At 37.1% G+C, this 15,395-nt stretch carries 17 protein-coding genes; 14 read left to right on the top strand and 3 right to left on the bottom strand.

Going from position 1 to position 15,395, the window contains the following annotated elements; genetic code table 11:
* Entirely contained in the window at positions 1 to 210 is a 210-nt protein-coding gene (locus tag CKJ95_RS12655) for a spore coat protein (RefSeq protein WP_099353785.1), read from the bottom strand.
* 152 nt (positions 211 to 362) lie between these two features.
* Between CKJ95_RS12655 and CKJ95_RS12650 the strand changes: the two genes are divergently transcribed.
* Both CKJ95_RS12650 and CKJ95_RS12645 read left to right on the top strand, forming a co-directional pair.
* Complete coding sequence (locus CKJ95_RS12650) at positions 363 to 572, top strand: hypothetical protein (protein ID WP_099353784.1); 210 nt, start codon at positions 363 to 365, stop codon at positions 570 to 572.
* A complete protein-coding gene (locus tag CKJ95_RS12645; RefSeq protein ID WP_099353783.1) occupies positions 565 to 861 on the top strand; it encodes a spore coat protein in 297 nt (98 codons plus the stop codon). Before CKJ95_RS12650 ends, CKJ95_RS12645 begins: the two co-directional genes overlap by 8 nt.
* A gap of 61 nt (positions 862 to 922) precedes the next feature.
* Here CKJ95_RS12645 and CKJ95_RS12640 read toward each other — a convergent pair whose 3' ends face one another.
* Positions 923 to 2,161 (bottom strand): helix-turn-helix domain-containing protein, encoded by a 1,239-nt coding sequence (locus CKJ95_RS12640; RefSeq protein WP_099353782.1) that lies wholly within the window; start codon positions 2,159 to 2,161, stop codon positions 923 to 925.
* Between the two features lie 130 nt (positions 2,162 to 2,291).
* Between CKJ95_RS12640 and CKJ95_RS12635 the strand changes: the two genes are divergently transcribed.
* The 5 genes from CKJ95_RS12635 to CKJ95_RS12615 all read left to right on the top strand — a co-directional run bounded on the left by CKJ95_RS12635 (position 2,292) and on the right by CKJ95_RS12615 (position 7,259).
* Entirely contained in the window at positions 2,292 to 3,593 is a 1,302-nt protein-coding gene (locus CKJ95_RS12635) for an MFS transporter (protein WP_099353781.1), read from the top strand.
* A 262-nt stretch (positions 3,594 to 3,855) separates the two neighbouring features.
* Positions 3,856 to 4,572: a GTP pyrophosphokinase gene (locus CKJ95_RS12630; RefSeq protein WP_099353780.1), complete on the top strand. Its 717-nt coding sequence runs from the start codon at positions 3,856 to 3,858 to the stop codon at positions 4,570 to 4,572.
* Between the two features lie 12 nt (positions 4,573 to 4,584).
* Entirely contained in the window at positions 4,585 to 5,190 is a 606-nt protein-coding gene (locus CKJ95_RS12625) for a TetR/AcrR family transcriptional regulator (RefSeq protein ID WP_099353779.1), read from the top strand.
* A 119-nt stretch (positions 5,191 to 5,309) separates the two neighbouring features.
* Positions 5,310 to 6,233, top strand: coding sequence for a DMT family transporter (locus CKJ95_RS12620; protein ID WP_099353778.1), 924 nt, complete (start codon positions 5,310 to 5,312; stop codon positions 6,231 to 6,233).
* A gap of 240 nt (positions 6,234 to 6,473) precedes the next feature.
* Entirely contained in the window at positions 6,474 to 7,259 is a 786-nt protein-coding gene (locus CKJ95_RS12615; RefSeq protein WP_099353777.1) for an SDR family oxidoreductase, read from the top strand.
* Positions 7,260 to 7,294: 35 nt separating this feature from the next.
* On the opposite strand, the gene aspA is transcribed toward CKJ95_RS12615, so the two are convergent.
* On the bottom strand, positions 7,295 to 8,713 hold the full coding sequence (gene aspA, locus CKJ95_RS12610) for an aspartate ammonia-lyase (RefSeq protein ID WP_099353776.1): 1,419 nt from the start codon (positions 8,711 to 8,713) through the stop codon (positions 7,295 to 7,297).
* A 276-nt stretch (positions 8,714 to 8,989) separates the two neighbouring features.
* On the opposite strand from aspA, the gene CKJ95_RS12605 reads away from it, so the two are divergent.
* The 7 genes from CKJ95_RS12605 to CKJ95_RS12575 all read left to right on the top strand — a co-directional run bounded on the left by CKJ95_RS12605 (position 8,990) and on the right by CKJ95_RS12575 (position 15,204).
* Positions 8,990 to 9,301, top strand: a complete 312-nt coding sequence (locus CKJ95_RS12605; RefSeq protein ID WP_099353775.1) for a hypothetical protein — start codon at positions 8,990 to 8,992, stop codon at positions 9,299 to 9,301.
* Between the two features lie 169 nt (positions 9,302 to 9,470).
* Complete coding sequence (locus CKJ95_RS12600; protein WP_099353774.1) at positions 9,471 to 10,043, top strand: RNA polymerase sigma factor; 573 nt, start codon at positions 9,471 to 9,473, stop codon at positions 10,041 to 10,043.
* Positions 10,015 to 10,827 (top strand): hypothetical protein, encoded by an 813-nt coding sequence (locus tag CKJ95_RS12595; RefSeq protein WP_099353773.1) that lies wholly within the window; start codon positions 10,015 to 10,017, stop codon positions 10,825 to 10,827. Before CKJ95_RS12600 ends, CKJ95_RS12595 begins: the two co-directional genes overlap by 29 nt.
* Positions 10,811 to 11,683 (top strand): ABC transporter ATP-binding protein, encoded by an 873-nt coding sequence (locus CKJ95_RS12590; protein ID WP_099353772.1) that lies wholly within the window; start codon positions 10,811 to 10,813, stop codon positions 11,681 to 11,683. The genes CKJ95_RS12595 and CKJ95_RS12590 overlap by 17 nt, the downstream gene beginning before the upstream one ends.
* Positions 11,684 to 12,784 carry a hypothetical protein gene (locus tag CKJ95_RS12585; protein WP_099353771.1) on the top strand — a complete coding sequence of 367 codons (1,101 nt, stop codon included), beginning with the start codon at positions 11,684 to 11,686 and terminating at the stop codon, positions 12,782 to 12,784.
* Positions 12,785 to 12,914: 130 nt separating this feature from the next.
* Positions 12,915 to 13,811, top strand: a complete 897-nt coding sequence (locus tag CKJ95_RS12580) for an Rpn family recombination-promoting nuclease/putative transposase (protein WP_099353770.1) — start codon at positions 12,915 to 12,917, stop codon at positions 13,809 to 13,811.
* A 112-nt stretch (positions 13,812 to 13,923) separates the two neighbouring features.
* Positions 13,924 to 15,204 (top strand): plasmid pRiA4b ORF-3 family protein, encoded by a 1,281-nt coding sequence (locus CKJ95_RS12575; RefSeq protein ID WP_099353769.1) that lies wholly within the window; start codon positions 13,924 to 13,926, stop codon positions 15,202 to 15,204.
* Positions 15,205 to 15,395 lie beyond the last annotated feature (191 nt).

Here is a 15,395-nt window from a genome sequence, read left to right as displayed (position 1 = left end):
TTAAGAATTTGTACGTGCTTTTTCATAGAGTTCCTTGAGTTCTTCTATGGCTGCCATCGTTTGGTGGACATCCTTTTCCATCAAGGCTTTTAAGTCATTATCAAAGCAAATGCCTTGCATAAGCTTTGAACGTACTAAGCAGATCGTTTTAAAATTGATCATTTCGTGAGTTTCCATTGTCTCGTGGAAACCGAGTGTATTTTGATTCATAAAAAAGTCACTCCTTTTTAACTTTAGGATGACCTATTTTCGGCAAAAATGGGTGGGAAATTGATTTCCAAAATTAGTATGAAGGTAGAGTGGAATAAGAACGTAGGTCCAAGGTAATCTAACAATAGGTGACATTAGAAAGGAGAGCTACAATGACACAATACATGGGGCTTCATGAAACCCTTGAGGTACATGAACTACTGACGTTTAAAAATTTATGTGTGACAAAAGCGTTTACGATGAGTGGACTCGTCCAAGACCCTCAGTTAAAAAGTATCTTAACGAATGATGTTGAATCTGGGAGGAGGTTCATCACCCAACTTCAACAATTAATTACAGATAGGAGTAAAGACAATGAATGATATTTTAAAAAAATTAATGGGAATGGGTGGCATGACCGATCAGGTCATTGCAACTGATTTTCTTATCTCTGCAAAAGCTGGGGTGCGAAACTTAGCCTTTGCAATAACAGAAGCATCTACACCAAAAGTAAGACAAGTATTGCGTGAGCAGCTTCGGCATGCAGTTGAAACTCATGCAAATATCTCAAATTACATGATTGACAAAGGTATGTATTACCCAAGTGATCTAAGTGAACAGCTCCAAACGGATCTTACGATTACGAAAACAGCTTTAGAATTAACAGACTAATATTAAAAAGGTATTTTTCTAACCGACTCGCGGCAAAGAAAAATACCTCTTTTTGTTATCGTTAACTTTCAGAACCAGCCGTTCCTTCTTTTATTTGTTCATATATTTTCAAACTATATTCTTTATAAGGCGAATCGGGTAAGTGGTCAAATAACTCTACTGCCTTCTTTGCTGCAGATATAGCTTCATCAAGCTTACCGAGCTCGACACAGCAGAGTGCTTTGTATGTTTCTTTCAAATAAAATTGTGACAGATCGAAAGGGTGACGATGGTACTCAGGAATCTCAACCTGATCAAAATATTCAATCGCCTCTTCGTAATGCCCAAGTCCACGTAAGGCTTTTCCTTTTTCAAGATAAAACCACTCGTCGAATTGATGATTGAATTCCGGATCTGATACATAGTTGTTTACGATTTCAAGGGCTGTTTTGTAATCATGCTTAACCGAATTAAGTGATTCAATATAAAAAAGCTGTGATGTCATCTTCGACATTTTATCATCAGAAAACTCAGCATACTGCTTTATCTTAGTCAAATAGTATTCATGTAAGTCGTGGTCTTCAGCCATCATGGCATATGCAGCTGCAAGCCTGTATAAATCATCAATTAAATAGAATATTTTATTCTTTTGTGAAAAGGAAATCGCTTCATCCATCACACGCTTGGCTGATTCAATATCCCCAACTGCGAAGTACAGGATTGCTTCTTGATAATCAAGGTCTAACCTAGAAACTGGATCAATAAAGACATGATTCTTTTCAATTTCCTTTCGTTCATGGAGGATGGTCGCTAATGCTTCATCATAATTATAATCCAAGAAATGAACAAGCCCACGAAAAACGCCAATACTCGTTCTTTTTGGGGTAACATTCATTTGGTCGTATAAGTTTGCAGCCTGCTCAAGTGGCTGTTTCCAATCCCCTTGCTTTTCCCAATACAGACTATAACCGTACAATTCCAATAATCTTGCAGCTACATACCCCTGATTAAGTTGAGGAACGACCGGTTCAATAAGTGGAATAAGTTTTTTGTATTTATCAGGATTCTGGCTAGAATCCAGAATGAAAACTTTTTCCGCTTGATCCAATATGTCTTGTAGCTCATCATAATTGAATTCATTTAAAAGCTGTGACAAATCCACTTCCAATCTCTCTGCAATGTAGGTTAAGCTCTCCATTGATGGATTTGCTTTGTTATTTTCAATTAGGCTAAGCATGCCTTTTGTCAGTTTTGTTCCTGCAAGTTCTTCTAATGTTAATTTCTTCTGTTTACGTAATTTACGTATGCGTTCACCTAGCATAAGAAATAGGCACTCTCCCTATTTTTAATATTTTGTTTAATTATATTAAACTTTTTGTTGAAAAGAAAGTAATATGATGATATGATTTGTTTAATCAAATTAAACTTTTCCCAAAATTGGAGGAATTAGCATGAATGAACAACAAAAGCTTAAAAGGGCATCTTATCATTTGTTTACGTTCACAATTAGTAAAATCATTTCCTCATTCGGCGCACAAGTATACGCATTTGCAATCAGCTTTTATATACTTCAACTAACAGGATCAGCAACAAGCTTTGCAACAAATTTAATTTGTAATCTCTTACCGAGGGCACTTGTAGCACCGCTAGCAGGTTATGCGGCAGACAAATATTCTCGGAAAAAAATTGTGATTATCTCACAACTCGTTACGACATTAGCAATTGTTGGATTACTCGCTTTTAGTCTGACTTATGGTTTATCCCTGATTGCGATATACACAACAACTGTCGTATTATCAATCGCAACTTCATTTACTGGTGTAACCTTTACATCTTCGATTACCGGTTTGGTGGATGAAAAACGTATTCAAAAAGCAATGTCACTTAACCAAATTTCAATTTCTTTTGCGGCCATCGGTAGCCCAGCAGTGGGTGGACTGTTATATGGTACAGTATCGATGGAATTATTTTTAGGGATGTACATTGCAGCTTCTGTCATTGCCGTTTTACTTGAATCTACCATGAACTTCAATTTATTCTCAAATCGCAAGGTGAAAGATGAAAATGACCAGAAGGAGACCATGTGGGAAAGCATTAAAGCTGGTATAACCTATTTAAAAACAAAGCAGGTTCTGATGACGATGATCTGGATGGCATTAGTCATCAACTTCCTTTTTGGAGCTTTTGAGGTCGGTTACTCGTTTATATTAATTGAAAAATTAAAGTTGGCTTCAGAACATTTCGGCTTCACGCAAGGGGCCTTTGCCATTGGAATGCTGTTATTCTCGATTTACTTCTCGATTCGAAAAGAAGTGAAGTATCCATTCCTTGTTTCAAAACGTGGAATTATTGGGTTAGGGGTCATTATGGGAGCGATGGCTGTTCCATTAATGATTTCATTATCGTATTGGTCAGTGTTTGTGTATTATTTTGTTGCGATGTTTATTAATGGTTTAATGATAATCGTTGTCAATACACCGCTTCAAGTCATGATGCAAAAAATGATTGATGATGACTTCAAAGGGCGAGTATTCTCGATTTTAGAATCGATGGCAGTGGCTTTAATGCCACTGGGGATGATAATATTTGGCTATTTATACGATGTATTACCAGGCCAATATATTCTCATCACAACAGCAGTCATTTTAATTGGAGTGGTCCTTGTTCTAGCAAGACCAAGTGTCGTAAGAAAAGCTCATCCAGAATTGAATGAACAGAAGCCTGTTGTGGAAAAAACAAGTACTGCTTTGTGACGGTTTAGGCCTTTCTCTAAAATGAGAAAGGCTTTTTCTATGTATGTGAACATAGTGTGACAATGTGTCATAATCAATTGACTTGTGACATGGTGTCATCTAGAATGAAGTTGTGAGGTGACACGATGTCATGATAAAGACAGAACCTAAAAATGAATTGAACCAAATGAAACTACGAAAGCTTGCAAAAAAACTGCAATCGCTTGGTGTCAAAGCTTCGATCATTAAGAGACCAATAGCTTCACATTAAAGGAGACGAATTATGTCTATAGGAATTAGAATGAATCAGTTTAAAGATATGAAAGTAGAACTGATACGATTTATGATGTCATACAAGTTTGCGCTTGAAGAAATGATGACCAAGATCAATATTTTAAAGCAGGAGTTTAAATATATACATGATTACAACCCAATTGAGCATGTATCATCTCGACTGAAATCACCAGAAAGTATTATGAATAAAATCCAACGTAAGGGATATGACTATAGTTTTGAGTCCATCACAGAAAATATCCGGGACATTGCGGGGATTCGGATCACATGCGCTTACATTTCCGATATTTATAAAATCAGTGAAATGCTACAAAAGCAAAAGGACGTTACCTTAATCGAGTGCAAGGATTACATTAAAAATCCAAAACCAAATGGGTATCAAAGTCTACATTTAATTGTGCAAATTCCAATTTTTATGTCAGACCGTGAAGAGCATATTTTTGTTGAAATTCAAATTCGGACAATCGCCATGGATTTCTGGGCAAGCTTAGAGCACAAAATTTACTATAAATACAATAAAGAAATCCCTCAGCATATGAAGGATGAATTAAAGGAAGCAGCTGTAACAGCAGCACAATTAGATAAAAAGATGGAAAAACTTCAAAGAGAAATGAACAAACTAAAGGAATCAACGAAAACGGAAGAGCTTTATACATTGGATGATAAAATCCTTCTTCCTTATGATTTTTTATCCTTCGACAAATAGGGAGAGGTGAAAATGCCGAAGATCACTTTTTTTAATTTACCAGATGATAAAAAACAAACACTGATTGAAGCGGCAAAACAGGAATTTGCTAGTGTTCCGTTATTCGCAGCTTCCATTTCTAATATTATAAAAGCTGCTGGAATTCCACGCGGAAGTTTTTATCAATATTTTGAGGATAAAGAAGATGTCTTTTTCTTTTTATTAAGTGAATACGCGAAAGAAAAGAAAGTAGCGTTTCTATCCATGTTAGAAAAGCATGATGGTGATTTGTTTCAAACGATTAATGATTTTTTTGAACTTTTCTTAGAGGAAGATGAAGAAGAATTAACCTTTTTAAAAAATGCCTTGCTTAACATGACCCATAAGATTGAACGTACGTTTGACAGAATAACGGGAGAAGTGGAAATGAACGAAAACTTTGTGAAATTAAGCTCTCTTATTAATAAAAGCAAGATGAATGTCTCGAATGATGAGGAATTGTTTCATGCGATGCAAATCATTACATCTGTGATGCTGCGCAATTTAATCCATGCCTTTGCTTATGATCTATCATCAGAATCTGCATTAAGAAGCTTTACAATCGAAATGAACCTTTTGAAAAAAGGACTTGTCCGGTAGAAGACACATTTTGTGTTATCTCACCGGACTTTTATTTTTCGAGCCATTTTTTAGCAGATATGGAGTATAATAGAGTGCATTAATGAACTGATGGATCACATCAGAATGGATGGGTGATTGTGCGAAAACTTTATTTATACGGCATTCTGTTATTTGTTATGGTTGCGTGGGGGCTAAATATTGTAGCAATTAAAATATTGGTTGAAAATTTTCCGCCTGTGTCCATTACCGGTCTACGAATTTTGGCAGCGGGCCTTGTAATTTTTGTCTTTTTATATGTGAAAAAGGATCTCCAAAGAATGAATCTGCACGAGTTTGGGTATGTTTCACTTAGTGCTTTAACTGGAATTCTTGGCCACCAAGCATTACTTTCTGTCGGCTTGACGGGCACGAGTGCCACAAATGGTGCATCCATCTTAGCCTTAATACCGCTCGTTACCAATATTTTGGCGGTGCTTTTCTTAAAAGCGAAAATGACAATTCTAAAAATCAGTGGTGTGTTTTTAGGAATCATGGGTATTTATTTTATCTTAATCCTGGGTGGAGGGTCATTTACGAAGCTCGCACTCGGGGATTTTTATGTGTTTTTATCCGTCATTGCGCAGGCGGTAAGTTTTATTTTTATTCGAAAAGCCTCTTATACATTAAATGCAAAAACGATTACCTGTTACGCTTTATTAATGGGGGCAGGCTTCTTGATAATGTTAAGCTTCGCGCTTGAGGGGCAATCGATCGCCTCAACTGGTGCTGTACCTGCCTATGTGTGGGTCGTTTTTGCTGCATCAGCGATTATCTCAACCGGTATCGGAAACCTGTGTTATAATTTTGCCATTTCCAAAATTGGCCCAGGAGAAACGGCCATTTTCTTAAATCTTGCACCATTCTTTTCACTGGTCGGTTCGGTGTTGTTTTTAAATGAAGCTTTCAAATTTATTCAGTTAGTTGGATTCGTTTTAATCGTGTGTGGCGTGTTGTTAGGAACTGGTATTTTCGAACGGAAACCTAAGATTGATAAGCAGGTTGAGGTTTCGGTGTCGAAATAGATAGGAGGGTCAGCTCTTTTTGTGGGAGCTGGCCCTTTTTTTGGCTTAGGGCACAATTATTTTGAGTTAGGGCACAATTATTTGAGTTAGGGCACAATTATCCGGGGTTAGGGAAATTATTGAGTGGTAGGGCACAATGCAATAAAGTTAGGGAACAATTCAACATTCAAAGTACAACACAAAGCGATAAAAATGGGCTAAAATGGAAGAATAAACTCAAATTTAAGGAGTGAATGACATATGGATTTAAATCTAAGCGGGAAAACAGCCATCGTTGCAGCTTCTAGCCAGGGACTTGGAAAAGCAATCGCAACCCAACTCGTAAAAGAAGGCGCCAATGTGATGCTGGCAAGCCGAAGTGAGGGCAAACTAAAGGCAGTTCAGGCCGAACTCTCAGCATTCAACAAGGGGAAAGTCTCTTACCTACCAACGGATATTACCAATAAAGAAGACATCGAGGCTCTCATTAAACATACTGTAGATACGTTTGGCAGCATTGATATTCTCGTGAATAATGCGGGAGGGCCACCAGCAGGATCATTCGAACAATTAGATGATGAAGCTTGGCAGGGGGCATTTGAATTAAATCTATTAAGTTATGTTCGCATGATTCGTGGCGCTCTACCATACTTGAAAGAAAATGGCGGAAAAATTATCAATATTGCATCATCGTCTATCAAAGTGCCTATTCCTGGTCTAATTCTTTCCAATACTTTTCGACTAGGAATTGTCGGATTATCCAAAACATTAGCTGACGAATTAGCGCCTTATAATATCCTCATCAATACAGTCGCACCCGGACGCATAGCAACAGACCGCGTGGCACACTTGGATCAGGTAAGAGCTGAGACCCTAGGAAAGCCAGTTGAGGAAATTGAACAAATGGCCAAAGAAACAATCCCATTACAACGGTATGGTTCGCCTGAAGAATTCGCAAATTTTGTGACATTTTTAGTATCTGACGCTAACACGTATATGACAGGGCAAGCCTACTTGGTTGACGGTGGTATGGTGAAGGCGATTTAACATGAATAAGAGGACTGTCGCCAGTCCTCTTTGTTTTATGCTCGTTGCAGCAACGATGAACCGGAAATCCCTGGTTCTGTCATTTCGTATGGGTTCAAAATTAGATCTAGTTCTTCTTCAGTTAACACATCGTATAACAAGCAAAGTTCACGTACTTGTTTACCATTTAAGATAGCTTCTCTTGCGATTCGAGAGGCGACTTCATATCCAATATGTGGATTTACGGCTGTAATCAGTCCAACGCTTCTTTCTACGTAATCCTTTAAACGCTCTTCATTTGCTTTGATTCCTGATAGACAGTAATCAGTAAATGCTCTGAATGCGTTATTCATAATGCTAAGTGATTGTAATAAATTGAATGCTAAAACTGGTTCCATTACATTCAACTCTAGTTGACCAGCTTCAGTAGCTAAGGAGATTGTATGATCATTTCCTATTACTTGGAACGCAACTTGATTTATCATTTCAGGCATAACAGGGTTTACTTTACCTGGCATAATCGATGAACCAGGTTGTCTTGCTGGTAAGCTGATTTCGCCAAGTCCTGCGCGTGGTCCTGATGCCATTAACCGTAAGTCATTTGCAATCTTTGACATACTCATCATATTTATTTTTAACGCAGCTGAAACTTCGGCGTAGGCATCGATATTTTGAGTAGCATCAACTAGATGCTCAGCACCTACTAAAGGAAGCCCACTAATTTCTGCTAAATATTTGACAACATTTTCGATATAACGTGGTTCAGCATTAAGCCCTGTTCCTACAGCAGTAGCTCCCATGTTGACCTCATACAAATGCTGACGGGATTGTTGTATGCGCTTTATATCGCGTTCTAACACGCGGGCATATGCAGCGAACTCTTGTCCAAGTCGAATCGGTACTGCGTCCTGAAGGTGAGTTCTTCCCATTTTTATGATATGGTCAAATTCTTGTGCTTTTTGTTGTAAAACCTCTTTCATATACTCCATTGTTTTTAATAATTTCTCAATTAAATTTAGTGTTGCAATATGAAGTGCCGTTGGAAATGCATCATTTGTAGATTGAGACATATTCACATGGCTGTTTGGACTTACTTCATTATATTTTCCTTTTTCATGTCCAAGGATCTCGAGTGCACGATTAGCAATAACTTCGTTTGCATTCATATTAATAGACGTACCTGCTCCACCTTGGATAGGGTCTACAATAAATTGGTCGTGCATTTTTCCATTTATGATTTCATCGGCAGCTTGTACAATTGGCTTTCCAATGCCTTCATATAGATGCTTTACATCCATATTTGCTAATGCTGCGGCTTTTTTAACCATTGCTAATCCGATAATTAATTCTTCATGGATACGGTAACCAGTTATCGGAAAATTTTCAACTGCACGTATCGTTTGGACGCCATAATAGGCATCAACTGGAACCTCTTTTTCTCCAAGAAAATCCTTTTCTATTCGAACTTGGCTCATGATGTCCTCTCCCTTTTACATATACATTCTAGTAGTATTAAATTCCCTTTACTACTAGTTTGCAACTGTCATCCACCTCATTATAACATGTATTTTTTACTTACCAACTAAAACCGCTTACAATTTTAATAATCTATTATTTGGTAAAGTCCAGGCCTTGGTTTGTCCGGACTAAATGATGAAAAAGCGGAATAATATATACTAAGTATTCCGAAACTTTTCTCACGCTCATTCGTAATAAACGGTATCAGCAGTTTGAGGAAGGAGGGATGAACAATGGTACGATACATGACATTTGCACTCCTTGTAACTGCCGTAGAGGTAGCCATTCTTTATGGAGTATCCCTCTATTTAGATGCAAATACGTTAACTACCTTGTTTGTTGGCTCTTGTTTCTTTATTATAGTCGCATTCATAATGGGCTCCTCAGGCGATATTTTTACAAAAAACTCAGAGATGGCCGTTTTTAATACATTTCTCGGTAGTTACAGACGAGAGCATGAAAAAGTACGACTCCGAATTAGTCCATTTTTAACAGGATCTATCCTTTGCTTGATTGTGTATTTAGTACTGAATTATTTTATATAGGACAAAATTTACTCAGCATCTATCCATTTTTGGATAGGTGCTTTTCTACGTAATTATCATTTCCCGTTGCAGCCTGCTCATTCTAAATAGATAATCAAAGCAGAAACTTTTTTAGAAGGAATAAATCTTTTTTCAAATCTTTTCGTCTTACATAATTGAGGTGATAAAAATGCCTGAGGATCAAGAACTAATTGAAGAAATCCTGCAAGGTAGTCAAGCGGCGATGGAGGTTTTGACAAGGAAGTATTATAAATCCATTTACGCTTTTGTCTATCGAAAAGTGGGAAACAAGGAAATGGCGTACGATTTAACACAGGAAATTTTCATAAAAATGATGCAGCGGATTAAGTCTTATTCGAATAAAGGTAGTTTTAAAAGCTGGCTCTATACAATAGCCGTCAATCATTGCCGCGATTATTGGAGAAGTGCTGACTATAAGCAGACATCTGCGCAAACGGTACTTCAGGAAACAATCAAAAGTGAAAACAGTAATGTTCCCTACATATTTGAACGGAAGGAAACAAGGGAGCAGGTAAAGTCTGCTATTAATGGTCTACCAGATATCCAACGAGAAGCCGTGATTCTGAAATACTACCATGGCATGAAAATTCAGGAGATAGCCGACATAACAAAAGCGAACGTGTCGACCGTTAAATCAAGATTGAAGCAAGGCCTTGGGAAACTTGCAACAGCATTAGAGAGAGGTGAGGGAAATGAGCAAAGACGACAGACAAGACAATAAATTCGAGATTGATGATGAGATTTTAGCATTGGAACAGGAATTGGGAATGACTTTGGACGAGTTTGATATCGAATTACCAAGTGAATCTGAAATTATGATGACTGTTGATGCGCTGCGTCCTCACGTTCCTAGAAAAGAAAATAAGTGGGAGGCACTTGTTGCCATAATATCAACCGTATTAAGACATTCAACAAGGGAAGTCTTTTATTTTTCACCATTGTTTTGGGGTTTAAATCTATTGTTTTTAATAATCGGAGTAACTTCAACTCTTTTTTACGAATTAGATCCATATCTCATTATGCTGTATGTGGCTCCACTCCCAACATTCATCGGGTTGATTGAGGTGTTTAAGAGTGGGAATACCGAGATGGCTGAACTAGAAATGTCATTTAAATTTAGCCTTCAAGAAATAATTCTATCGAGAATGGTTGTTGTAGGGGCCTTCAATATTACCCTAAATATCTTGTTAACGATTAGTTTTGCAGTCCTCCTACCTGAAGTGATGATTGGAAAATTAGTTCTTTATTGGGCAACACCATTTACCATCATTGCCGCGATTATGTTAGTGGTAGCTTCAAAATTCCGTCGAGCATCCACGTTAACCGGTGGAATAATTGTTTGGACCGTAGTTGCTCTGTTTCTAGCACAACAAGATGTAATGGAAAGAATCGAAACAGTTTCAGCTGTGGTATATATTTTGGTAACTGTAGCTGCAACGATTTTTATCATGATTAAAATGAGCAGAATTTACAAAAGGGGTATTTCATATGAATTTAACCATTGAAAATGTGTCAAAAGTCTTTGACGATAAAAAGGCTTTGGACTCCATAAATTTAGAATTTACAACAGGGGTGTACGGGATCTTAGGAGCAAACGGGTCAGGGAAGACGACATTAATGCGCATTCTTGCTAGTGTTATGAAGCCGAGCTCCGGAAGAGTTTTATTAGATGGTCAAGATATTTCGGTTTTGGATTATCGGTATCGAGATGTCATCGGATATTTGCCTCAGCATGTGGGGCTTTATAAAAATTTTACAGCTGAAAAGTTTTTGCTATATATTGCGACTTTAAAGGGGCTGTCTAAAGAACAGGCAAAGGAAAAGGTCGCGGAGACGCTGGAATTGGTAGGATTAGGTGAGCATGCGAAGAAAAAAGTAGGGAAGTTTTCAGGGGGGATGAAGCGACGTGTTGGAATTGCACAAGCCCTGTTAAACGACCCGAAAATTCTGATCGTGGATGAACCAACGGCTGGCCTTGATCCAAAAGAGAGAATTCGGTTCCGAAATTTGTTATCGAAAATTTCAACAAACCGAATTGTTTTGTTATCCACACATATTGTTTCAGATATTGAATTCATTGCGAAGGAAGTTCTCGTATTGAAGGCAGGAAAACTGATTCAAAAACAGACGCCACAGACGCTATTAAAAGGGATCGAAGACAAGGTTTGGACTGTCACAGTTGATACTGAATCTGAAATTACAAAGTATCAATCTTTATATAAGGTTGGCAACATTGCTCGGGTTGGGCATAAATTCGAGCTTCGAATTTTAAGTGATGTCAAACCTCATCAAAATGCTGTACAAGAACATCCGAATCTAGAGGATTTATATCTTTACTATTTCGATGAGGAGGTGGCATAAATGGAGTTATTGAAATTTGAGTTATATAAAATTTTTAAGCAAAGAATGGTGTATGTTGCGTTCCTTTTGCTGATTGTTTTTTCGACGGGATTTACCTATTATCCTGGTGCTGATCAAGAAAGAGCAATCTATAAGGATTGGGAAGGGAAAGTTACTGAGGAAAAACTTGAAGCTGTTGCCAAGGGCAATGAAGAGTTAATGAAAAAGCAAGACGAAATGATGGAAACCGATCAGTGGTTGTCTGAAGATGAATGGACCTTGATGGGAGTTTACGAAAATCTCGCGTACGGCCATCAGGTGGAATTGAATGCTCAGGAAAAAATCAAAGAGCTAGCTGGGGAAAATAAATATAATACCGACCTTCAAACAGCCATGCTAAAAGAGATTGATACCTCTTATTTCACTTATAACAAAGGTCCGGCAGAAATTATCGACTATGCTAGCGTTTTTTCCGTGTTCATCACTGGAGCCATGCTTTTGGTGGGGCTTTCTAGTATGTACACCCAGGAATATAGCTCGGGGGTGGACAACTATATTCTTAGCTCGAAAAAAGGTAGAGGATCATTACTAGGTGCAAAAATTGGAGCTGCCTTAATATATACCGCTATTGTTGTAGTAGGGTGGGAGATTTTTAACATTGCGTGGAACCTGATTCAATATGGGAATAGTGGCTGGGAAACGTCCATCCAATATACGTTTAAATACTATTTTTCGCCATATAGTTTTACAATGCTAGAGTACCATTTACTTCAAATAGGATTTCACTTGCTAGGAGCATGTAGTTTTGCCATTATGATTGTGCTTATCTCGTCTATTTGTAAAAATGCTTTGGTTTCACTTATTATCAATGGTGCTATCTTTGCGATACCATACTTTTTAGTAGAAACACTTCAACTCCCTAATTGGGTAGAGGATATCTTCCAATTTTCGTTTATATATTACATGAATGTTGAGCCATTTTTTGATGATTTTAGTACAATCAATCTCTTTCGAATTCCTGTCCTTTATTCGATTGTTGCGCTTGTTGTAATGATTGGGGTTATCGTTGTGGTTCCAATTTTAACATCACGCGTTGTGAAAAATAAGGAAGTTACTTCTTGAGTAAGATCACCTGTCCTGTGGGCGGGTGATTTTTTTATATAAAGAGGAATTTGTCAAGTTATGTCGAAGTATAGTGTTGTCATCGCTTATTCCCCCGATTTGAATATCCATTAAAGAAAGGACAGTATTAATGAACGAAATAAAACTTCTTGATCTGAAAGTAGACTATATGTTCAAACAATTATTTGGACAACCAAGTCGAAAACAAATTACAATTGCTTTTTTAAATGACTTATTAGGTAGACCTGAATGTAACCGCATTAATGATGTATCCTTTGAAAATACAGATCTAATAAAGGATACTTCTGAAGGGAAATCCTCTAGACTTGATCTACTTGTATCAACCTCAACAGGTGAAAAAATTAATGTAGAGATTCAACTTGCAAATCCATATAATATGCCACAACGCATGTTGTTTTACTGGGGGAAAATGTACACCGCCTCTCTCCAAGAAAGAGAATCTTATGAAGAACTTCCTGTAACTATAGTAATCTCCATTTTAAATTTCTCTCTTTTCAAACATGAAGCCGAATTATTCCATTCAAAATTCCAAGTGCTTGAAACAACCAACTACTTTCCATTTAGTGATAGACTAGAATTTCATACATTGGATTTGAAGCAATTCATGATACAATGGAAGAAATATCGCAGGGATTGGAAAACGGATACAAAAGCTGTTCCTTGGCTATTATTGTTAACAGCGGCAGACAATCAAAAAGGCACAGTTGATTCTGAAATTCTTAATGAATTGGAGGAATGGGCGATGAATTACGAAGAGGTAAAAACAGCCCTTAAAGAGTGGGAAAAATTAAGCATTAACAAAGAAAATCGAGCTGAATATGAATGGCGTTTAAAAGAACTGCGGGACCAATTAAGTAGGCTAAAGGGAGCTAGAGAAGAAGGCAGGGAGCTAGAACGACATGAAATCTTAAAAAGTATGATATCGGAAGGTTTCCAAGCATCTGTTATTTCAAAATTAACAAAAATACCTGTAGAAGAAGTAATAGAATTTATGAAGAGAATGTAGTAGCAATGTTTCAATTTAAAAAGATTAGAGCTATAACCTAATTAATCTTAGAGGAATAAGCGATAAACTAGGGTAATTAAAACAGTTCTCTAAGTAACAAGGAGAATTTTATATGTATAAAAAGGAAGTAAGAATACGGATTACAGACGAATATCCCACTCCAATTATTGGGGATTTTATCCGATTTTTAGATTACATAGCAAATAACAAAATAAAGTTAACAAAAGCAAATGAGTTCCTTCCTCGAAAGGATTTAATTGCAATTTACGACTTAATGTCTCATCCGAAATTTGATGTTCCTTTAAAAAACAATCAACCGGGATATCCACTTTTGCATTTATTTTTTCTTGCGAGCATCGAGTTAGATCTACTTCGAAAAGAGCCTTTGCATTCACAAAAGACAGTTACATTACAATCAAAAAGATATGAAGAATTTTTGAGACTAACAACTTCTGAGCAATATATTGCATTGTTAGAGGCTTTTTGGATGAAGGTTGATTGGGATTATTTACAAGGCGGCTATTTTGAGAGGGCCCCTCATAGTATTGATATCCTATTTGATAAACTTGAGGATTACCCTGCTAATAAGATAATCTACATTAATAAAAATGATATATTAAGACGATTATTTTTTGATTTTGAGAATTTTCTATATTACTTTCATTATTTTGGGTTCTGGGAAGTTGTGTTTGATGAAGAAAAAACAAAAAAAGTCAGTCCGACTTATCGTGCCGCGAAATCAATTCTGCTAACCCCATTGTTTAAACAATTACAAGAATCATTACTTGATACATGTGATTCTGAGTCAAATGAAGAGTTTGGTTCACGATCATTTCTTGATATATTAGGTCTTAGTTCCATATATCATCAAGGGCGAGATAGTGAAGAACCAGAAAGAATGCAACATGAATCTCTATTTCCTTTATTACAGCCTTTATTTGAAGAAGGTGAGGTCACTCAAAACTTTCTTGAGAGCGAAATAAAGAATAGTTCGGGTACCTATTTATTTAAAGTGACTTTAAACCAGTCATGCTGGCGGAAGTTACAATTTTCAGCTTCACATACTTTATTGGATGTACATCATTTAATCCAAGAGGCTTTTGATTTTGAAGATGATCATCTTTACGCCTTTTTTATGGATGGAAAAAAGTTTAGCAGAAAAAACTTTTATAACTCACCAATTGATTTTGAGGGTCCCTATGCAAATGAGGTGAATTTGGGAGAACTTCAACTTCGAGAGGGAAAAAGTTTTCTATATCTATTCGATTTTGGCGATGAATGGGAATTTTATATAGATGTTCTGAAAATTATAGAAGGAAAAAGTAAAACTAAGGCACGGATAGTTGATAGAAAAGGTGAAGCCCCGGCCCAATATGGGTGGGAAGAGGTTTGATTTCGTAAGTTTATTTTGGGATGTTAGATGAAGTCCCGGAGGCAGCGGAGTTATGTTTGTAAAGTCCTTCATAAGGTGGATGAAGTCCCTTGCCAAGCGGAATTCGATCAGTAGAGTCCTTCATAAGCGATATGAAGAGGAGAACCTCGCGGAAGAGATTGGCGAATCCCCTTCATAAGCGGAATGAAGGG

Origin of the sequence: Fredinandcohnia onubensis, from assembly GCF_002734285.1 — a bacterium.
Taxonomy (GTDB): Bacteria; Bacillota; Bacilli; order Bacillales; family Bacillaceae_L; genus Ferdinandcohnia; species Ferdinandcohnia onubensis_A.
This window is presented reverse-complemented; position numbering and strand designations above follow the sequence as displayed.